Below are 21,327 nucleotides of genomic sequence, written 5' to 3'. Positions count from 1 at the left end.
GCTATTAAGTTGATAAAATGTTTGAAAACGAAATATATCGTTAATCAGTACGATTGCAAAGGGAGTATATTAAAATATTTTATTCGTATAAGTGTTATAACTTGAAAGAGAAGAATTATTTTAATTAAAACAACAAATGTCTGTCACAAATACATGTATCTTATTATCTGTGGCGTATAGAATTTATTGGTACTTTTCAACCATTTTTTTCATAAAGGCAAGACTGCCTGTTGCCAGATCTTCGGCATTGTATTTTGAAGGACGCCATAAGGATGTCGGGCCTACTAATTCTTTAATTTCAGAAGAAAAATTTTCCAAAACCAGTGCGCCGCTGTAATCGATTTCTGACAACGCTTGAAACAATTCGTCCCAGTGTACATTTCCTTCACCGAGCATTCCACGGTCACTGTCGGTCATATGCACGTGATATAATTTTGAACCTCCAGCCAGAACCGGATCACGGAAATTGCTTTCTTCAATGTTCATATGAAAAGTATCCAGATGCAAACCCAGATTCATTGCATTAGCCTTATTAATCAGCGTCATAGTTTCACTGGCCGCCGTGCAGATGTAACTTTCATATCTGTTGATAGGCTCAATTCCAATTTTAATTCCAAGATTTTGCGCATAAGCTGCAACTTCACTCCAAACCTGGCAAAGAATGACTTCCTCTTCTTTGGTACGTGGGAGTCCTGTGAAAACCCCGATTCCTGAATGTAAAACCCCTACAAGATGGTTAACTTCAAGTATTGCTGCTTTATCCAACGCAGCCTTGATCAGCGTCGTCGCTTCCAGTGGATGAAAAGGTATGTGACAGTTTTTTGGTAAATTTAAGCTACAAACTGCTTCAATGTCATATTCTCTCAATTGCTTCTTGACGGTGTGGGCATCGAAATCCATGGAAACAGGAAGTAATATTTCCAATAGATCAAATCCTGTTTCTGCTGTTTTTTTTATGGCGTAAAGTCCTGATTCCGGGGTCCATACAGGAGGGATCCAGGATAAAATTGAGGCGCCGAATTTTGGATTTAGCATAATTTAAAAAATTAATTTTTTTTACTTCATCAGCTCATTTTTAAACTGATAACTGGCCGTCTGATACCATGTAATGGCCTCTTTGGTCAGCGACTGGTTCACCGGTGTTTCCTTTGCTGTCCCGTTTTTGAAATCTGGTACAAAGCATTCACCAATACGCTGCGGTTTCAGTATTATCAAAGTATCTTTTCTTACATAACCCAAACTTTGATAAGTACTTATAAATGCCCTTTCGCGACCTTCTTCCAGTTTGAAAATATCGTACCCGAAGAATTTGCTGGTATATGAAAAATTAAGCAGTCCAAGAATCGTTGGTCCAAGATCAATCTGGCTCATCAGTCGTTCCATTTTTGCTGGTTGAATGTTGCCCGGCGAATAAATCAAAAGCGGAATGAGGTATTTGTTAACAGGCAAATCGGCTTTTCCGGCACTGGAAGCACAATGATCTGCAACGATGACAAAGAGTGTATTTTTAAACCAGGGTTTTGTTTTTGCCTCCTTAATGAATTTTCCGATTGCATAGTCCGTGTATTTTACTGCACCTTCCCGGCTCGTATGCGACGGAATATCGATTCTGCCATCAGGATAGGTAAAAGGCCTATGATTGGATGTCGTCATGATATGTGCAAAAACCGGTTTTCCTGACTTAATTGTTTTTTCAATTTCACGGGTTGCCAAAGTAAACAAATTTTCATCAGCCACACCCCAGATATTCTCGTAAGCAATATCTTTCTTGGCAATTTGATTTCGGTCAACTACTTCATAATCGTTATTTTTGAAGAAATAGCCCATATTGTCAAAATAACCATAGCCTCCGTAGAGAAATTTACTTTCATATCCTTTCTCTTTAAAAACTCTGCCCATTGAAAAAAGTCCTTCATTTTTTGGCCGTCTGACAATGGATTGTCCCGGGGTTGGTGGTGTGCCGACGGACAGGGCTTCGAGGCCGCGAACCGTTCTAGTTCCGGTTGCGTACAAATGCGTAAAAAGAAGGCTGTGGGTTGCCAGAGAATCAAGGTTTGGGGTAATATTCTGAGTATTTCCAAAACTACCTAAAAAATCTGCGCTTAAACTCTCAACGCTGATCAGCACTACATTCATCTTTTTTTCAACGCCTTTATTTATGATTTTTCTTTCTATGCTGAAAGGATTATTATCCACAAAATGGCTCTCTGGAGTTTTAATTTTTTCGCGGATCATTTTAAAAGCTTCATCTTCCGGAATTTTCTGGTAAAACTGGGCATAATCGAGCTCATTGTTTCTATAAGCAGCAAAAAGTTCATAAAGCCCGTTTCCGGCAAGCTCATTTACATAGGTATTTTCCGAAAACTGTCTGGTTTTATTACTAACCAGGAAAAATGATACCATCAGAACAAGTAGATAACACAGCATCCAGATTGATCTGTACTTAAAAGAAATTGCGTGGTCCGCGGCTTTTTTGATCAGCGGTTTTAAAAAATAAACGAGGGCCGTAGTCGTCAAAATGAGAAATATAATGATCAATTCTACGGGGTACGACTGGCGGATATTGCCGATTACTTCATTGGTATAAACCAGATAATCAACAGCAATAAAGTTAAAACGTGCGTTGAATTCGTCCCAGAAAAACCATTCTGATACAGTATTAAATAAAAGTCCGAAAATGAAAAAAGAGAAAATGCCATAAAGCAAAATTCGCTGTCCGTTTTTCTTTAAGGCCTTATCTGGCATAAGCCAGATATAAAGCATTAATGGTAAAATAAAATAAAGAGCATTGACCAGATCATAAAACAGTCCGATACCAAAAATGCCAAGCAGGTTTATAAAAGTGAAATCAACCGTCGAAGCAGATTTGATAAGTAAAGCAAGCCTTGTCAACGTTGATAAAACAATAAGAATGCTGGCCAGTAGAAAGGCTAATCCAAAAGAATGATTATAATACCCGCAAAGAGATGAACGTTTTGGTGTAACCGGGTAATCGGCGGATGGAATCATTAAAGTTAGGGGAGAGAATTGTGGAATTTAAATATTGATTTCAGCGACAATTGGTTTTTTTAAAAGTCAGACCATTTTTAAAACTTAATTTTGCTCTGTTGATAAAACTTGTTTTGTTATCAAGTTCCCGGACATCACCAAAACCTTCTATCAAGTTGTTGTCTTTTTTGAGCATCACAACCTCCCGTACTGAAGTTGCGCCTTCTGATAAAAATGTGTAGTCGGCAATTAGCGTATCGCCAATCATTTTGCCTGTGATTGTTCCTTTATTATAGTCTTTTTCAAAAAAATGATATTCCAAATCTCCCGACACAATGTTGTCTACCACGTTGATATGGAGAAATGCTGTATCTTTTTTTGCATTAAAAGTGTAGCAGTCAAAGTCTTCGAAGGCTCTAACCAGCTTACCAGGAATATGGGTTTTAGTATAAGTTATTTCTTTTCCGCCTGTCGTTTTTAGCACGAGGATACTGTCGCTAACAGAGACGATTTTTAGTGTATCTGAAAATTTGTCGCCAGCTTCCGGATCTTTGGTACCACGAAGAATAAGAAGATCACCAAATTTTTCCCATTTGCTATAAAGCTTTCCGTCCAGATTAATTGAAGCTGCGTCCCCTTCGTCTTTTAAGGTAAAACCTTGCTGATGTTGTGGTTGCCCTTCGATATCAGTAACCCAACTTCCGGAGATAGAGCCTGATTCTTTACTGCATCCAATAAAAATGCAGCTTGTTATTACTGTAAAAAGAAATAGATTTTTCATTAAAACCTCGGATAATCGATTGAAAACAGAAAATGTAAGAATATTTCTGCTTTAACGTACCAAGGTATGAAATATGATTCTATTAAGGAAAATCGTGAGTGAGGAAAGAATTAGTCTAAGGATAAATGGAAGATTGATAGACGAAAATTAGATTCAGGTATTATGAATTTTGGGAATATGGTTTCTAAAATAATTTAATTGAACCAATATAATTCCAGCCAAAATAAATGGAATACTCAAAATTTGACCCATATTGATAACTAAATGACTTTCAAAAGATTCCTGATTAATTTTGAAATATTCATCAATAAATCTGAAACTGAAAAGTAGTATCAGGAAAATTCCAGTGAGAAATCCATCATGAAGCTTATTGCCTTTTACTTTCCATACTGAAAACATCATTACAAAAAGAAATACGCAGAAAATGGATTCATACAATTGGGCCGGGTGTCTCGGAATGGGATCAAGATTTATAAAAATGAAAGCCCACGGAAGATTAGTGGGAATTCCAATCATTTCTGAGTTCATCAGATTACCAAATCTGATAAAAGCACCAGCTAAGGCAGCGATTATGGAAATTCTGTCAAGTATCCAGAGATATCCTTCATTGTATTTTCTACAATAAAGATAAATTGACAGAAAAATTCCTATGCCTCCTCCATGGCTTGCAAGACCGGATAATCCGGTAAATTTAAAATGCGGAGAAAGTCGGATGGGTAATATTTCAATGGGGTGAAGCCAATAGTATGTTGGGTCGTAGAAAAGAATATGACCAAATCGAGCTCCCAGTAACGTACCAATAATTATATAGGTTGCCAGAATATCAAGTTTTTCTAATGATTTACCTTCCTTTTTATAAATATAAGACATGACCCTAAACCCCAGGAATATCCCTAGTGCCCAACACAAACCATACCACTTCGGAATTTCAAAAGCTGGGAATACATTAGGGTTTACATCCCAAAGTATAAAAGATAGTGTTGGAGAAATCATTTACACATAACAGTTTTGGCAAAATAAAATTAGGAAGGAAAATAGAGCTGCATTTTTAAAAAGTCGTTCTGATAAAAAATAAAATGACTTGCTGCTTTCATTTTCTATGATACTCAATATTTCAGTATCATTGATTTTAATAGAATTATTCAATTCCCGAAACTGATTCCAGGATGATTTAAAATTATCTGAATTCATTGAAAACGGTGTTAAAGGCTTCTTTAAGTTTTATTTTAATTCGGCTCATTCGGGTGCTGATATTTGTAGCTGTCAGTTTCAATGTTTCGGCAATTTCTTTATTACTATATCCTTCAAAATGTAAAATCATAATGGCTTTATCGGTAGCTTCGAGCTGATTGACCAAAAATAATAGTTGTTGGATATCGTCATTTGCGTTGTAGTGACTATCAGTGCTAATCGGTTGATACTCTGATAATGATTCTCGTGGGGGATGTTTGTGGTCTTTTTTTGCTTTTGTAAGAATTGTATTAAGTGCTACTTTGTAAATCCAGGTACTAATTTTGGAGTCATTCCGAAAGGTTGATAAAGATTTCCACAGTTGTAAAATGATATCCTGTCGGGCATCTTTCAGGTCTTCATTATCAATATAATAGATACGACAAATGCTATTAATAATCCCCTGATGCTCCTGGATGATTTGTACGAAATAAGTTTTATTTGTCGAATCCATTGCTGCTACTTTGTTTAAAACATTAGTATGAATTGCGATGATAATGTCACAAAAAAGGTAACATTAATTTTAAAGTTACTCAATTCCCCTTCACCTCAACGCCAAATCCATCCGCACAATTTCAGTCACTTCGATACTCAAAAATCCAAATTCGTCGATCACTTTTCCGTAGATTTTATAAACTCCTTTGTTTGAGAAATTGTATTTTGCTGCTACTTGTGGAAAATGTACAGTATCAATAAATTGCCCTTCCTGATCCAGGAATGTGCCAAACTGCATCCGTTCTCCTTTTGATGTTCTGGTATTTTTGACGGAAACCAGATATCCATATTGAATAATATCCTGATTGATATACTGACCCAAATCTTTTGACATCACGCTTTTTGACATCGGATTTTTAACGAGTTCGAAAGGGCTGCAAAGTGGAAATCCCAGCAATTCTATCTGATCATAAGCTTCGTCGGTAGGAGAAGTTTCAAATGTGGGAAGATCAAATTCTTTTACTTCCACCTGAAATAATTGTTTTTGCGGTACTGTCTGAGGCGCTTTGTTTAACCGGAAATGTGCCTTCCAGAGTAATGTTTTTTTATCAATTTTGGTAAAACGAAACGCGTTGATCCGAATCAGGATTGTGATCTGTTCAATGGAAATGGATACACGATCCAGAAAATTATTTAAAGAAGTAAAATCGCCTTCTGCTTCCCGTGCTTCCAGGATTTTGATAATCGTTTTTTCTTCAATTTCATTTAATGCTGACATGCCCAGATAAATGTCAGTTCCTTGAATAACAGCCTGGGCTTTGCTATGGTTAACACAGGGCGCCAGCACATTTGCACCCATCATTCGGGCTTCATGGACATACAATTCCGGTGCGTAAAAACCGCCTCCGTTATTCAAAACCGCCACCATAAATTCCATCGGATAATAGGCTTTCAGGAAAAGTGTTTGATAACTTTCCACGGCATAGGATGCAGAATGACCTTTTGCAAAGGCATATCCCGCAAAACTTGCAATCTGCGCCCAGATATCGTGCGTTACTTTTTCATCATATTTTTTGTCTTTACAATTTTTGAAAAACTTCGCTTTTACAAATTCAAACTCGTCGCGGCCGCGGAATTTTCCACTCATCCCGCGCCTGATTACGTCGGCTTCTCCCAGCGTTAAACCTGCAAAATAATGGGCAACTTTGATCACATCTTCCTGATAAACCATGATGCCATAGGTTTCAGGCATCAGGTCCAGCAAAATCGGATGAGCATCTTTTGTTCTGCTATGATCCTGATGGCGTAAAATATATTCCCGCATCATTCCACTTTTGGCAACGCCGGGACGTATAATCGAACTTGCTGCGACAAGCCCCAGATAATTATCAACTGCCAGCTTTTTCAGAAGCATACGCATCGCGGGCGATTCCACATAAAAACAGCCAATGCATTGCGCTTCTTTAATCAGGTTATTGATTTTAGGGTCAAGCTTGAATTGTTTTACATCGTCAATATCAATTTCCGGAGCATCAGGCCGATTATATTTTATGATTTCCAACGTTTCCTTGATCTTCGCCAATCCGCGCTGACTAAGGATATCATATTTATTCAAACCAACATCTTCCGCAATAACCATGTCGAACTGGGTGGTCGGGAAACCTTTTGGGGGCAAATTGGTAGCGGAGAAATAGTCTATAGGGCGCTCGGAAATAAGTATGCCCCCTGCATGAATACTGAGATGATTCGGTTGATTATTTTCCTGGAAATACTGCGCATATTTGATAACCAGCCCGGAAAGCTGATCCAGTTTTTTAGGATCATATTTTCTATCACTGAGCGCATCGATTTCATAGGTCGGCAAACCAAAAACTTTCCCCAATTCTCTCGCAGCTGCACTGTGCTGAAAGGTACTATAAGTGGCTAAGAGCGCAGCCTGACCTTTTGCCCCGAATTTTTTAAAGATATAATCCGTAATATCCTCCCGGTCTTTCCATGAAAAATCAATGTCAAAATCGGGAGGATTTTTTCTGTACATGTTGATGAAGCGTTCGAAATATAAATCAAGTTCAATCGGGTCAACATTGGTTATCCCGAGCAAATAAGCCACAATACTATTAGCCCCGCTACCTCTGCCAACGTAGAAATAGCCTTTTTGTCTTGCATAACTTACAATGTCATGATTGACCAGAAAGAATGGAATGAAGTTCTGTTTCTGGATCATTTCCAGTTCCATGGCTATGCGGTCAAAAATTTGATCAGTAATATTTTCGCCATACCGATATCCGAGCGCATCATAGCTTTTCTGACGTAGACGCTGGTAATCTTCTGCTTCGCTTTCTGTATATATTTTTAAATTCTGATTCTGCCTGTTTTCTCCAAAAGTGAAATGGATATTGCATTCATCCATCAGTTTTTCGGTATTGTAAACAATGGAATCAAAATTTTTGAAATGATATTTGAGGATATTGGAGGGCAACATTTGTTCAGCTTCTTCACCAGTACCAAATTCGGCAATTTTACTTAGTAAAGTATTTTCATCAATTGAACGTAAAAGACGATGTGCGCTGAAATCCTTTTTATGCCGGAAACTTACAGGATGCAAAATGACAAATTTATCCAGGCGGTCACGCAATGGCGAAAACTGGACACGGTTCAAATCCTTGATCGAAATTCCAATGTATTCGTTTGGAAGAAATATCTCTTTTTTTGTCTTTAACAATTGTTCAAAAGGATATATAAAAAAGGCGTTTTGAAGCGTGGGTGCCTGATCCAGAAATTCCAGTTTTTGATGAGAATGTTTTGATAAATAAGCATTCAGCTCCTGAAAACCTGTATTGTTTTTTGCCAATCCTATAAACTGCTGCCGTATCCCATTTCTAAAATCAATACCCACGATCGGTTTAATATCATATTTTTCTGCCAAACGTATAAAATTCAGGCAGCCGGAAGTATTATTAATATCAGTCAGTGCCAAGGCGTTATAATTGTTTTGTACACAAAGTTCCAGCAAATCCTTTTCGGGGATCATTCCATAGCGCAGGCTGAAATAGGAGTGGCAGTTGAGCAACATGGGTTTGGGGGAATTAAACTTTATACTTACCTTTTTAGGTCGTTAACGCAGATGTATATTATTTTTAAGTGGCTTAACGGCAATGCTTTTGAAGTAGCTATAATAGATTATCATAAATAAAAAACGGTTATGGAAAAGTTAAATAATATTCACCCGGGAGAAATTTTGTTAGAGGAATTTTTGAATCCTTTGAGTATTTCGGCTTACAGATTAGCAAAGGATACCGCTATTCCTCAAACCCGTTTTAGTGAAATCGTAAAGGGGCGTAGGAGAATTACTGCTGATACAGCATTGCGATTTAGTAAGTATTTTGGTACTACTCCCAAGTTTTGGCTCGGTTTGCAGGACGATTTTGATCTGGAAGAAGAGCAGCAGTCGAGTTCTCATGAATTAAATAATATAAAAGCGTTGCAAGTTGATGAAGTGTAATTGACTTATGTAGTTAAACTGTCTTAATAAAAACTTGATTGCTATGTCACGTAATGCGCTGATAAAAATTGTATTAGGCCATTTGTCAAAGCTCTCTGATCGGGAAATAGAAAAGGTCTCAAAATTTGCAGGATTTCTTTTGAGCAAATCAGGAGACTCCATTTTAGTTGAAGGAATCCAGAAAATAGCCAGCGAGTCAAAATCGTTTGATTTTTTGCACGACGAAGATGACATTTACACCGTAGCTGATTTAAAAGAAATTTATAAATAATCCCTTCCATCTTCATGCATTCCTATGCGCCGGAATAATCGGCGGTTCTCCGTTAAACGGATTTCCCATACTTGATATGTTGGCGATACCTATGGTGGTGCCCCAGCTCACAATTGCATTTCCTCGATCATCTGTACCGTACCGGTTTCTTAAATAATCCATTGCCTGGTACAGGTTTAGTTTTTCCTCCGAATCGTCAAATAAATTAATCTGATAATTTCCTCCCGCCAAATCGCTGAACGTGACGCCTACCAGCCTTACCAGCATTCTTCTGTTGTATAACTGATCAAATAATTTTTCCACTTGTGGTATCAATAAATGATCTGCCGATGTGTATGGGATTTTTAGCTGTTTGGAAAAAGTATTAAAGTCCGCATATCGTATTTTGACAGAAATGCAAGATGTTAGTTTTTCTCCGTTTCTAAGCTGATATGCCAGGTTTTCAGCCATTGCCCGGATCATTTCCCGCATTCTTTTTGTATCTCCAGTGTCTTTTCCGAAAGTCCGTTCGTTGGAAATTGACTTTCGCTCGTGAAAGGGAATAATAGGCGTATCATCTCTTCCATTGGCGCGGTTCCAAAGTGCAACACCATTTTTACCCAAGACTTTGCTCATCATTTCCACGGGCATTTCCTGGATCGTTCTTACATGTTTTATGCCAAGATTATAAAGGATCTGATTCGTTTTATCACCTACCATCGGAATCTTTTTGACGAGCATGGGTGCTAAAAATGACTTTTCAGTTCCAAATTCAACCTTTCTTTCATTGTCTGGTTTTGCCGTACCTGTGGCTACTTTTGAAACCAGTTTATTGGCGGAAAGTCCAAAGGAAATAGGTAATCCTGCTTCTTTTTTGATACGCATCCTTAGTTCCTGCGCCATTTTATAAGATGAAGAGCAAAATTTATCCATACCGGATAAATCAGCATAAAATTCATCAATACTGGCTTTCTCAAAAACAGGAACTGCTTCACGGATAATTTCAGTAACTTCTTTTGAGTGTTTTGAATAAACTCCTCCTTCACCCCGAATGACAATGGCTTCCGGGCAAAGATTTCTAGCCATCTTCATTGGCATACCCGAATGAACTCCGTAGGGACGTGTTTCATAACTGCACGCAGCCACAACGCCCCGATCACCAATACCTCCAACGAGAATTGGTTTATTCTCTAATCGGCTATCAATTTTACGTTCGACGGATACAAAAAATGTATCAAGATCCATATGTAGTATGGTTCGCTCCATGGTGACTTGGAATTTTTACTGCTCAATGGAATATTTCCAAATTTATGGAATATTTCCTGATATAACAATGGATTAATTCCAAAAAATTGTATCTTTGATATGATTACTCATTTAAGTACAAGTTTGCCAGACATATGCCCATCGAAGAGGAAAGTAAACGTTTCAAACAAATAAGGGAAGAACTGAACCTGACGCAGGCTGCATTTGCTGAGCAATTGGGTATAAGTATGACGACGGCCGACATCGAAAGAGGCCGGACGCGGATTCCCGGACAGGTTGTTAAAGAGCTTTTGAAGCAGCATAATATTAACCCGCTCTGGTTGTTTGGTGAAAGCGGACAAAAATATTTGCGGATAGGGGATGCTGCCATCAATCCAAAAGTTGTGACGGTGGATAATGCAGGAGAGGAAAATATTGTAATGGTGAACGCAAAGGCCGCGGCCGGATACCCGCTGAATCTTGGAGATACGCGCTGGTTTGAAAGTTTACCGGCATTCAGTATCCCGCTTCCCGAATATCGTAATGCGACATTTCGCGGATTTCAGGTGGATGGAGATAGTATGATGCCGGTTTTACAATCGGATGAATGGATTGTGGGAAAAGCGGTGGAAGGCTGGGATGAGGTAAAAAATAACCGGATGTATGTGATTGTGACGGCGGATAGTATCCTCGTGAAAAAAATACAGAAAAGTGAAAAAAATACATTTGTCAGCCTCATTTCATTAAATCCTGAATACGCTCCGATCTCGGTTGACAGGAGTGAGGTCAGGGAATTATGGCAGGTAAATAGTAAGCTGACGTTTGATATGGAAACAAATGCTGCGAATATCAGTTTGCAGAATATTCATCAGGAAATGAAGGAATTGAAAGAGGAGGTGAGGAAGCTGGCCAGGTAATTTCATCTGTCGGCAGATTGGTATAAAACCTTTGTTAGCTCAACGTTATTATTAAATACAAGATTATTGATGGCCAGATTGTTTCCTTACATGCATATTCAAAACTTTTTTAGTGATGAATTAAATGCTGAAATATTGGCTTATGCTGTAAAAAGGCAACTGGATTTCAAGCAGTCGGTGATTTATAGCAGAGGCATACCAAAAATAGCGGAATCACGGATTTCATTAACTTTAAAAGATTTCGAGCCTTATAAAAGTATCATTCAGGAAAATGTCAGAAAGAGGATACCGGAATTGATCGATGGTTTGAAAATATCTAAATTCAGTACAGGAGAAATTGAAACAGAATTTGTTTGTTATGGAGACGGGTCACTTTTCAAACCGCATATTGATACTGCTGTCCACAGAAAAACAGGAAAGCCAAGAGTGATCAGTGCCATTTATTATTTGCACAGCCTTCCTAAGAAGTTTGAAGGCGGAAATCTGCGAATCCATACGATCGCCATCGGTGGGGGAATGGAAAAATCAATAGATATTTCTCCTCACAATAATTCTTTATTAGCCTTTCCTTCTTTTGCCCCGCATGAAGTAAGGCCTGTAACCGCTCCAAGGATTGATTTTAAAGACTTTCGATTTGCTATTAACTGCTGTATTTTAAAAGCATAATATTGTTAAAAAAGATTGGCCTGATTAGTAACATACTGTCACTAATCAGGCCAATCTTTTTTGTGAAAAACTTTTAAAACTGGAAGCTCAAACGTGCGTAGTAATATGCACCCTGGTATCCCATTTGATAGTTATCGTAAGCAAAACGACCAGAATCTGTCAAATCAGCACGTGTTTTTGTAGGATAAGTGTTTGTAACATTATCTCCACCAATTGAAACACGAAGCGCTTTAATGATTTGGTAACTAACACTTAAATCCATTGTTGCACGGGCTCCCAATGTGTAATCTGCATAAGGAGAAGTGATGTCGTCGGTTTCGTGATAATTGCTGTAATAATTTACGCCACCATAATAAACGCCGCGGATCATCGCAGACAAAGGTCCTTTTGTATAAACAATTGAAGCGATGTATTTCTGACGAGGATTTCCTCTTTCAAAACTTCCGCGGGAACTACGGTTAAGGTAGATATCCGAAAGATATTGAGCGCGTAAAGTAGGATCTGTTGGCAAAGTGTTATTTGCACCGATGTTAAGCGGAGCAGGATAAACTTTTGTGAATGCAACCGTATTCCAGTTTGCCGCAAGAGAGAAAGTCATTTGTCCACCTCTTCCTACAACAGCACGGTAATTGGCTACAAGGTCAATACCTTTTGTTTCAACATCTGCTGCATTGGTGAAGAATTGAGCGATACCATCAGCAGTAATAATGTTACTGAAATTACCACCGATCACGCTACCACCAAAACCACCCGTTTGAATGATCTTATCTTTGATATGGATATAATAGGCATCAGCTGTTACTTCAAGTCCGGTAATTAATTGAGAAGTAAGACCGAAACTGATGTTTGTAGAACGTTCCTGTTTCAATTTTGGAATACCAAGTGCTTTTGCAGCCGTACTGTTGTTCGTGAAATATCCCTGATCAAAAGGAACGCCGCCTGGTGTAAAACCAGTAGAAGTTTGTGCATAATACAATTCCTGAAGACTTGGTGCACGGAAACCAGTGCTAATAGAACCGCGAACAGCAAACCTATCCGGAATAATGGAATAACGGGTTGCAAATTTACCAGTAAGTACACCACCGAAATCGCTGTAATGTTCGTAGCGGGCAGCACCTTCAATCATGAAACGTTTTGTAACGTCTACTTCAACATCCACATAACCGGCCATTACTGAACGGAATGCGTTTGTTTCCTGCTCAGGAGCAAATCCACGGAAGCACTGGCAGTTTGGAGAATATCCTTTAATATCAACCTTATCACCTTTGTAAGGAAGGATTAAATCAACATAAACCGTAGAATCTGCACCGGTAATAGTTTTGATGGTTTGTTCAGATTTTACATCCTTGTTTACATTTTTTGTATAGTTGTAGTTATCAGAAGGAGCCGTGAAAGTACCGTAATCGCCTTTGGTATAAGATTCTTTCTGACCAGCCTTGATCTGATAATTTTCGATACGCATTTCAGCGCCGAAAGCTACGTTGATACTTTTAAGCGCGCCGTTTCCCGGGTTTTCGAATAATTTTGTCAATCCCAGGTTGGTTGTGTTCTGGATGAAATTGTTGTCTCCAAGACGCATCGTCGTAGGTGTTGAAGGTCCGTAAGATGCGTTCATTGTATTCACCATACCAAAACCAAATTTGCTGTTTCCGAATGAATTGCTGAAATCAACATCAAAAATTCCTGCTTTTCCTTTAACACCCATTGTTAATGATCTGTCAGAAATATTGGAAGTCAACTGAGGCAGAAATCCGTTTGGATAAAGGTCATTTAAGAAACGATCCTGCTGACGTGGGAAACGATAATAACAACCACTCAATGTATTACGGTAATTAAGTCCACCAAAAGCATAAAATTCATTGCCTTTCATGGGTCCTAACGGAATTGCCATGTTCATGAAAATCGTTCCGTTTTCTACCTTGCTCAAACCGGTGATCATTTCGAAATCTTTCTTTTTCAAGCCGCGGGCATCCTGCAATCCCTGATCGGTTTTAAGTGATGCATTGTCCGGACTAGCAATCAGTTCAGGATTTGTAATGATCGTCTGGCCGTACTCATCTTTTCTTGTGTTGTTCAGGTAGCTGTCATCAAAAACGGCTCCACTATATCCGCCTTTCGGAACGCGACTTGATTTTCCCTGCTGACTTAATTCAAAAGTAAGGTTGATAAATCCACCTTTGTCGCCCAATGCAAAACCATAGTTACCCATGAATTGCTGCAACTTTCCGTCTGTGCCAAATTTGTCAATATCCTTATTTTTTGCCAAACCTGCATTTGCATAAAATCCGGTGTTATACATCCCTGTAAAAACACCTACACTTTTTTTCAATTCCATGTTCACCACACCGGCGATGGCATCAGAACCATACTGAGCTGCGGCACCATCACGAAGAATTTCTACTTTTTCAACGGCTGCCAAAGGAATTGTACGCATATCAACCGTTGTCGACGGGCCTGAATTGTTTGCTACCAAAAGCAATGAAGACGAATGACGGCGTTTTCCGTTTAGTAAAACTAATGTCTGGTTAGGGGGTTGATTACGCAGCTGCACAGCATCTACGTGTGAGGCAAGGTCGCCTCCTGGTATTTTAAGTGAGTTGAACGACGGAGCAACTTGTTTCAAGAGTTGGCCTAATTCCGTCTGGGGCATGTTTTGAGATATTTTTGCTACTGAAATTACATCCACCGGCGCTGGCGTATCCAGTTTGGTACGTGATGAATTCCGTGAACCGATTACGACCAGTTCCGAAAATTGTTTGGTATCACTTTCAAGGGATATATCGATTGTGCCCGAAGTCCCCACCGTTTTTTCCTGTGTAGCAAAGCCAACAAAAGAAAAAGATAATATCGATTTTTCGCCTGGTACGGCCAATTTGTAAGTACCGTCAGCTCCTGTTATTGCCCCAACATTGGTACCTTTTACGACAATACTAACACCTGGAAGTCCGGCTCCGTCCTCGGTTGCGATAACGCGGCCTGAAATGGTTTTTTGCTGGGCGAATAATATATTCGTCAGGAAACAGCAAATGGCTACAAGAATTACAAACCTGACACTAAATGGTAACGATTTTGTCATGATGCTTTTGAGTTAGTGAATGGTAGGTTTCGATAACAACGACAATTTTAACTTGCAATATGGCCGGACGACTTTCTGAACAAAAGTGTAAGTACATAGTAATTCCAAGGGACGTAAACACTGTAACGACCGTTTTTTTCTCAATAAATTGAGGATTTACTAATAAAATCTGTTTGTACTCCTGCTTGAAATCAAACTATGAAACAATACGATATCTGCCCGCACGCATACGTTTACGATTGTTCATAGCTTTAATCCGTTCTTTCAAAAATGGTTTAGGATTCGAAAAAGAATTAATAAAGTTCAGCAAATCATAAGGTAAGCCCGATAACAAGCCAGACTTTCACGATTTTAAATTTAACAGGATATTATTTTGTGTTATTTGTTAAAGAACAAACACAAGCTATCCTGTAAACAGGATGTTGGTTAGCTCTCCAAACTTTTAAAATTCATATTCTTCTGGTGCGGCTGGAAGATATATGACGTTAGATTGGGTTTTGTCTTTTCGATATCGACACTGTAAATGTATTGCTGTATTTGTAAAATACAAAATAAAATAACTTAATTTTTTCAAAAAGCGATAGGAAAACATCATTTATCGCATTGAAGGCACTTTTGTAGAATTAATTTAGAAACAATAAAAAAATGCAAATAATAAAAAATGCAAAATGATTCAATTTATTATTTTAATAATACAATAGGGTCATTCTCAATTACCAAAAGCAAGGTTTGGAAACTGGAAATAAATATAAAAAGTCGCCTAATGGTGACTTTTTATATAAATGAATAGGTTTGATTATACTTCTTCGGCAAGCAACTGTTTTTCGTACAATTCTTTATAAGCACCATTTTGAGCCATAAGATTGGCATGTGTTCCCTGTTCAACAATCCGGCCTTCATGAAGTACAACTATCTTATCAGCCAGTTTCGCAGAAGAAACCCGGTGAGAGATAATCACCGAAGTACGCTGGTCCATGATACGTTTCAGATTATTAAGAATGATATTTTCAGTATTGGTATCTACCGCAGAAAGACAATCGTCCAGTATCAATATTTTAGGATCACGGGCGATGGCGCGGGCAATGGAAAGACGTTGCTTTTGCCCACCGGATAATGTAATTCCTCTTTCTCCCAAACGTGTATCAAATCCCTGAGGGAAATTGAGAATATTCTGGTACAAATCTGCATCTTTCACAGCCTGTTCGATTTGGGCATGCGGCATGTTTTTTGTTCCGAAACGTACATTGTTTTCGATAGAATCTGAAAAAAGAAAAACGTCCTGGGGAACATAACCCAACTGACGGCGGAAACCGTGCACATTATACTCTTTAAGCGGAATATTATCGATCAGGATTTCACCTTCTGTCGGATCATAAAGTCGGCATAACAAATGTGCTAACGTACTTTTTCCTGAACCTGTTGTTCCAAGAATTGCTACGCTTTCGCCATGTTTAATTTCAAGATCAAAATTCTCAATAGCCTGGATTCCTGAATCAGGATAGATAAATCCAACGTTTTTGAAAGTGATAATTCCGTCCAGTTCTTTTTCAATATTCTTGTCAGAAACAAGCGTATTTTTTTCGTTTAAAAACTCATTGATACGTGTTTGAGAAGAAGCGGCGCGTTGGATCTGGCTTGTTGTCCAGCCAAGTGCCATAACGGGCCAGGTCAGGATATTCACGTAAAGAATAAATTCTGTAATATTTCCCGGCGTAAGATTGCCGTTCATAATTTCTTTTCCACCAACGTAAATAATCAGGATGTTACTGATACCGATAAGCAGCACAATAATAGGGTAGAAGATCGCGTCCACTTTGGCCAGCCCCAACGATTTATCCTTGAAATCTTCTGCCTCAGTCTGGAAATTGGTAAAAGAATGTTTTTCCTGAACAAAAGATTTGATCACCCGAATTCCGGAAAATGCTTCCTGAACATATGTTGAAAGCGCGGAAAGCTGTTTCTGGATTTCCTGCGAACGTTTCATCATGATATTGTTTACCACATAAATACTGATGGAAAGCAGCGGTAGCGGTAACAAAACGTAAACAGTAAGTTTTGTACTAACGGTCAGCATGTAAGAAATAACCAGTACAAAAAGTACAATCAGGTTGAGGCCATACATTAAAGAAGGACCAACGTACATTCTGACATTACTAACATCTTCGGAAATCCGTGCCATCAAATCGCCCGTATTGTGGCTTCTGAAAAAGCTTGTCGGCAAAGTCTGGTAATGATTGTAAACGTCATTTTTTAATTCATATTCAATATGACGCGACATGACGATGATGGTTTGGCGAACCAGAAAAAGAAAAATTCCTTTTAAAAGCGCCATGGCCAAAATCAGCAAACCGTATAGCAAAATTGTGAAAGCAAAGGTGTCGTACATTTCACTTTGCAATTTGGAACCTGCAAATAAATAATACACATCCAGGGTTTCGCTTACCAAATCGAGTGCGTAACGAACCAATTGTGCAGGAATAATTCCGAAAAGATTAGAAATAATGGTAAAAATTGTTCCTAAAATAAGATACCATTTATATTTCAAGAAGTACTTATTGAGGTACTTAAGTGCTTTCACGAGTTAAAAGAGTTGATTTTGTATTTGCGTTAATTTTCAGTGATTTATTTGGCCGTTATCCATTTCACACTTAATCGATTATCCGCATTGAGGTAAATACTTAAATTGATAAATCCCGGTTTTTTCAAACCAGAAGATTTTTAGACCTATTTGCAGGTGTTTCAATAGCAACATTCAAATGTTTTAAATCGTTGCAAATGTAAAACCATCGCCACGATTTTTCCATTTCTAAACAAAATAGTCTAATTTTGCGGTCAATTTTAAATATTAACGCGGGGGATTGTAAAATTAAAAACCTTGCTGAAAACGCAGACCCGTTCTTTGGTTTACTGTACCTTTTACCCAATTAGTATTCCGGCTTATGCTGAATAGAAGATTATTACGAACAAAAGCTGTTCAAGCTCTTTACGCACGCAAATTAACTGCTGATGCCAATCGTTTACTTGCTTTGGATCAGATTGAAGAAGCGTTTGCGCCTGATTTGAATTCCATGGAATTTCAGGACAAGCAAAAACTAACAAGCAACAAACATTTGGCAGGAGCGGCGTTGGATGAACTCATCAAAACCGGTGAATTAAAACCAAATGATGATGTTTCGGCCGATGTGGCAAAAGTTGCCGGCAGCGCATATCAGGCATACAAAAGACAAACCGGAACGGACGGAGAGAAAATGGTTCGCCGCGTGTTAAATGAAACGGAATCTATTTACGTTGATTTTATCCGTGTTATTTCCATGTTACTGGAACTTTCGTATCAGGCGAAAATGGATCGTGAGCGGAAATATGATGACCCGGAAGCTCCTTTTTCAAAAAACGGCGGATTGAATACAAACCGTGTGATCATGGTTTTGCAGGAAGATAAAACGCTTGAAGAGGAAATAATCAGAAACGGTATCAACTGGAGTAATGATATGAACATGATACGCAAAACGTATCGTGAGGCATTACGCAAGGATGCGACTTATGAAGAATATTGTAATAAAGTTGAACATACTCCGGAAGAAGATCAATTGCTGGTGCAATATATATTACGTCAGGTAATTCTGAAACATGAAATTCCGCTTGAATTCCTTGAACAGCGTGATTTATACTGGGTTGACCACAGTGAATTGATCCGCGGTCTGGCGATCAAAACGTTGAAATCCGCTGATACAGCGGAAACTTTCACCTTGGCACCTTTGACAAAGGATTGGGAAGAAGATCGTTTCTTTGTTGAGGAATTGTACAGATATGTAATTGAAGAAAATGATCAGTATGATCTTTATCTTGACGAACAACTGAAAAACTGGGAGCTTGATCGTATCGCTTTGGTTGATATGATTATCCTGAAAACAGCTCTGGCTGAGCTAATCCACTTTCCGGGAATTCCTGTAAAAGTGACGATCAATGAATTTATCGAGATCGCAAAAAGGTATAGTACTCCCAAAAGTGGTAAGTTTGTGAATGGTGTACTTGATGTACTTTCTGTTAAATTAGCAGCGCAGGGTATTATCAGAAAAAGTGGCCGTGGATTGATAGATAATAAATAGGCATAGAAATTTTAGGATAATTAGTTTTAAAGTTAATCATCAACAGTTGCGGCTAACCGCTAAAATTATAAAGCCATGAGTAAATCGAGCCGTAGTTTAATTGCATTTTTGACTGGATGTGCAACAGGAGCAGCTTTGGGGATTCTCTATGCTCCTGATAAAGGAAATGTACTTCGCACCCAGCTTACATACCGGTTGTCTAAATACCGTGAAAAGTTACAGGATGTGATCGAAGATTTAATTGATAAAAAAAATCAGCCTGATAGCTACGCACGAGCTGAGGGTGAGCGTGTTGTAACGGATGCGCGTGAAAAAGCTGAGAAATTGCTTGAAGACGTTGATCGTTTGATGGCACAAATAAAAAGTCAGACAACCTGATTTAAACTTAACGTATGAAAAAACTTGCTGCATTCGTAATTCTTTCGGGAATTGCTATTATGCTTGTAAATTGTTCAGGTTCTGAAAGTAAAAAAGATTCAAAAACGGGAGATATCAAACTTCCCGTTTTTACTTTGACAGACAGTTCATCTTTTGATTTTGGTACGATTCAGGAAGGAGAGGTTGTGGAACATACTTTTCATTTTAAAAATGATGGACCTTATCCGCTGATACTGAATAATATTACCTCATCATGCGGTTGTACAACGCCGGAATGGCCACGTGATCCGATTGCTCCCAATACTGCATCGAGCATCAAAGTTCGTTTCAACAGCAAAGGGAAATCTGGTCCACAGGTAAAAACGGTTACAGTTTATGCCAATACCGATCCTGCTTATTCAGAACTGCGTTTGAGAGGAATAGTGAATGCAGCACCGAAACCGGAAGCCGCAAAATAACCGGGAAATAATTTCCCGATAAAAATTTTTATACCCAGATATTGTTTTAACTATCTCAATAACCCTAATACAATAATGAAACTTTCTATTTTATTACAAGCAGCAGGTGGCTCACAGGCCATGATTTATCAGGTGGTGATGTGGGTTGGGATTATCGGGGTATTTTATTTCTTCATGATCCGTCCGCAGCAAAAGAAACAAAAAGATCTTAAAACACTTTTGAACGCTATTAAAAAAGGTGATCAGGTTGTAACCATCGGTGGAATTCACGCAAGAGTTTACACAGTTGAAGAAACTTTGGTAACGCTTGAACTTGATAAAGGTGTAAAATTGACTGTTGACAAATCGGCAATTGCCCGTACGATAGCAGAATAATATATAACAGAACAACGTTATTTATTTGATATAATTTTTTGAGTGGTGTCAGGGGTGGCCTTTATATTTGATATTGAGGTAATTACATCAGATCCTGACACCGCTTTTTTGTATAATACGTATTAACTGTATATTGGTAAAATATACAATTATTAAAATACAAGCTGTGAGTAACATTCCATCAGGTCGGAATAAGATCAATACTTTTTTAGGGTGTCTTTTGGCAGCTACATTTTTCTGGTTGATGAATGTGCTGAACAAGGAAGATTATTCCATCAGGCTCAGCTATCCGTTAAAAGTAGAGTATGATGCCGCTTCTTTTGTACCTTTGCAGCCTTTACCAAAAAGGATTTCTGTGAATGTAACGGGCGACGGGTGGAATTTACTGAGAAAATCATGGCTGAATTTCAACGCGCTTCCGGTTGTTTACAAAGTCTTAAATCCAACCAAAGCCAGTTTTATCAACTCTACATCTTTGACCGATCAGATCACGGAATTGTTTCCGGATGTGAAAGTGAACTACGTGGTTTCCGATACTTTCGAACTTAGTTTTGAAAGAAAAATCAGGAAAATTATCCCTATCCGAATTGATAGTGCCGGAATAAATATGCGCGAAGGTTATGTGATTTCGAGTATTGTCAATGTTTCGCCTTCTCTGATTTCAGTGGACGGGCCAATTTCTATAATCCGCAATTATCCTGATACCATCCGAATCGGAATTCCTACCAAGAAAATTCAAAATAATTACGATGAAAGCCTGCCAATTCCGATAGCAGTTTCTCCACTGGTAGAAGTTAGCCACAGGGATGTGTATGTGAGCTTCGAGGTAGCGCAAGTCCTAAACAAGGATTAATTGTTAATTGTTAAGGATTAATGATGGCATTTGAAGCCTTTTGAATAATACAGAATGGTTGTTTAAT

Annotated in this window: 18 protein-coding genes; 9 read left to right on the top strand and 9 right to left on the bottom strand. The window is 38.4% G+C overall.

Annotation, left to right across the window (positions count from 1 at the left end; genetic code table 11):
• Window positions 1-183: 183 nt before the first annotated feature.
• The 6 genes from FZF08_RS17065 to FZF08_RS17040 all read right to left on the bottom strand — a co-directional run bounded on the left by FZF08_RS17065 (window position 184) and on the right by FZF08_RS17040 (window position 8,507).
• Window positions 184-1,035: a sugar phosphate isomerase/epimerase gene (locus tag FZF08_RS17065; protein ID WP_159470904.1), complete on the bottom strand. Its 852-nt coding sequence runs from the start codon at window positions 1,033-1,035 to the stop codon at window positions 184-186.
• A gap of 21 nt (window positions 1,036-1,056) precedes the next feature.
• Window positions 1,057-3,009, bottom strand: a complete 1,953-nt coding sequence (locus tag FZF08_RS17060; RefSeq protein ID WP_159470902.1) for an LTA synthase family protein — start codon at window positions 3,007-3,009, stop codon at window positions 1,057-1,059.
• A 40-nt stretch (window positions 3,010-3,049) separates the two neighbouring features.
• Window positions 3,050-3,769: a lipocalin family protein gene (locus tag FZF08_RS17055; protein ID WP_159470900.1), complete on the bottom strand. Its 720-nt coding sequence runs from the start codon at window positions 3,767-3,769 to the stop codon at window positions 3,050-3,052.
• A gap of 153 nt (window positions 3,770-3,922) precedes the next feature.
• Complete coding sequence (gene lgt, locus FZF08_RS17050) at window positions 3,923-4,762, bottom strand: prolipoprotein diacylglyceryl transferase (protein WP_159470898.1); 840 nt, start codon at window positions 4,760-4,762, stop codon at window positions 3,923-3,925.
• 184 nt (window positions 4,763-4,946) lie between these two features.
• Window positions 4,947-5,453 (bottom strand): RNA polymerase sigma factor, encoded by a 507-nt coding sequence (locus tag FZF08_RS17045; RefSeq protein ID WP_159470896.1) that lies wholly within the window; start codon window positions 5,451-5,453, stop codon window positions 4,947-4,949.
• 90 nt (window positions 5,454-5,543) lie between these two features.
• A complete protein-coding gene (locus FZF08_RS17040; RefSeq protein WP_159470894.1) occupies window positions 5,544-8,507 on the bottom strand; it encodes a DNA polymerase III subunit alpha in 2,964 nt (987 codons plus the stop codon).
• A gap of 129 nt (window positions 8,508-8,636) precedes the next feature.
• On the opposite strand from FZF08_RS17040, the gene FZF08_RS17035 reads away from it, so the two are divergent.
• Both FZF08_RS17035 and FZF08_RS17030 read left to right on the top strand, forming a co-directional pair.
• Entirely contained in the window at window positions 8,637-8,936 is a 300-nt protein-coding gene (locus tag FZF08_RS17035; RefSeq protein ID WP_159470892.1) for a HigA family addiction module antitoxin, read from the top strand.
• 43 nt (window positions 8,937-8,979) lie between these two features.
• A complete protein-coding gene (locus FZF08_RS17030; RefSeq protein ID WP_159470890.1) occupies window positions 8,980-9,207 on the top strand; it encodes a hypothetical protein in 228 nt (75 codons plus the stop codon).
• A 12-nt stretch (window positions 9,208-9,219) separates the two neighbouring features.
• Here the strand turns inward: FZF08_RS17030 and dinB are convergent, their stop codons facing one another.
• Complete coding sequence (dinB, locus tag FZF08_RS17025) at window positions 9,220-10,452, bottom strand: DNA polymerase IV (RefSeq protein WP_159470888.1); 1,233 nt, start codon at window positions 10,450-10,452, stop codon at window positions 9,220-9,222.
• 134 nt (window positions 10,453-10,586) lie between these two features.
• On the opposite strand from dinB, the gene FZF08_RS17020 reads away from it, so the two are divergent.
• Both FZF08_RS17020 and FZF08_RS17015 read left to right on the top strand, forming a co-directional pair.
• Entirely contained in the window at window positions 10,587-11,348 is a 762-nt protein-coding gene (locus FZF08_RS17020; protein WP_159470886.1) for a LexA family transcriptional regulator, read from the top strand.
• Between the two features lie 69 nt (window positions 11,349-11,417).
• Window positions 11,418-12,014 (top strand): 2OG-Fe(II) oxygenase, encoded by a 597-nt coding sequence (locus FZF08_RS17015; RefSeq protein WP_159470884.1) that lies wholly within the window; start codon window positions 11,418-11,420, stop codon window positions 12,012-12,014.
• Window positions 12,015-12,087: 73 nt separating this feature from the next.
• Here FZF08_RS17015 and FZF08_RS17010 read toward each other — a convergent pair whose 3' ends face one another.
• Window positions 12,088-15,090 carry a TonB-dependent receptor gene (locus tag FZF08_RS17010; protein WP_159470882.1) on the bottom strand — a complete coding sequence of 1,001 codons (3,003 nt, stop codon included), beginning with the start codon at window positions 15,088-15,090 and terminating at the stop codon, window positions 12,088-12,090.
• 796 nt (window positions 15,091-15,886) lie between these two features.
• The gene (locus FZF08_RS17005; protein WP_159470880.1) at window positions 15,887-17,668 is read right to left on the bottom strand and encodes an ABC transporter ATP-binding protein; all 1,782 of its coding nucleotides are present in this window, start codon (window positions 17,666-17,668) and stop codon (window positions 15,887-15,889) included.
• A gap of 361 nt (window positions 17,669-18,029) precedes the next feature.
• Here FZF08_RS17005 and nusB point away from each other — a divergent pair, with 361 nt between their 5' ends.
• From nusB to FZF08_RS16980, 5 genes are all read left to right on the top strand, one after another.
• The gene (nusB, locus tag FZF08_RS17000) at window positions 18,030-19,196 is read left to right on the top strand and encodes a transcription antitermination factor NusB (RefSeq protein WP_159470879.1); all 1,167 of its coding nucleotides are present in this window, start codon (window positions 18,030-18,032) and stop codon (window positions 19,194-19,196) included.
• Between the two features lie 75 nt (window positions 19,197-19,271).
• Complete coding sequence (locus tag FZF08_RS16995; protein ID WP_159470878.1) at window positions 19,272-19,574, top strand: YtxH domain-containing protein; 303 nt, start codon at window positions 19,272-19,274, stop codon at window positions 19,572-19,574.
• A 14-nt stretch (window positions 19,575-19,588) separates the two neighbouring features.
• Entirely contained in the window at window positions 19,589-20,032 is a 444-nt protein-coding gene (locus tag FZF08_RS16990; RefSeq protein ID WP_159470877.1) for a DUF1573 domain-containing protein, read from the top strand.
• Window positions 20,033-20,107: 75 nt separating this feature from the next.
• Window positions 20,108-20,407 carry a preprotein translocase subunit YajC gene (gene yajC, locus FZF08_RS16985; protein WP_159470876.1) on the top strand — a complete coding sequence of 100 codons (300 nt, stop codon included), beginning with the start codon at window positions 20,108-20,110 and terminating at the stop codon, window positions 20,405-20,407.
• A gap of 166 nt (window positions 20,408-20,573) precedes the next feature.
• Entirely contained in the window at window positions 20,574-21,260 is a 687-nt protein-coding gene (locus tag FZF08_RS16980; protein ID WP_229216574.1) for a hypothetical protein, read from the top strand.
• The last annotated feature ends 67 nt before the right edge of the window (window positions 21,261-21,327 follow it).

Source organism: Dyadobacter sp. 3J3 (genome assembly GCF_009801115.1).
Taxonomy (GTDB): Bacteria; Bacteroidota; Bacteroidia; order Cytophagales; family Spirosomataceae; genus Dyadobacter.
This window is presented reverse-complemented; position numbering and strand designations above follow the sequence as displayed.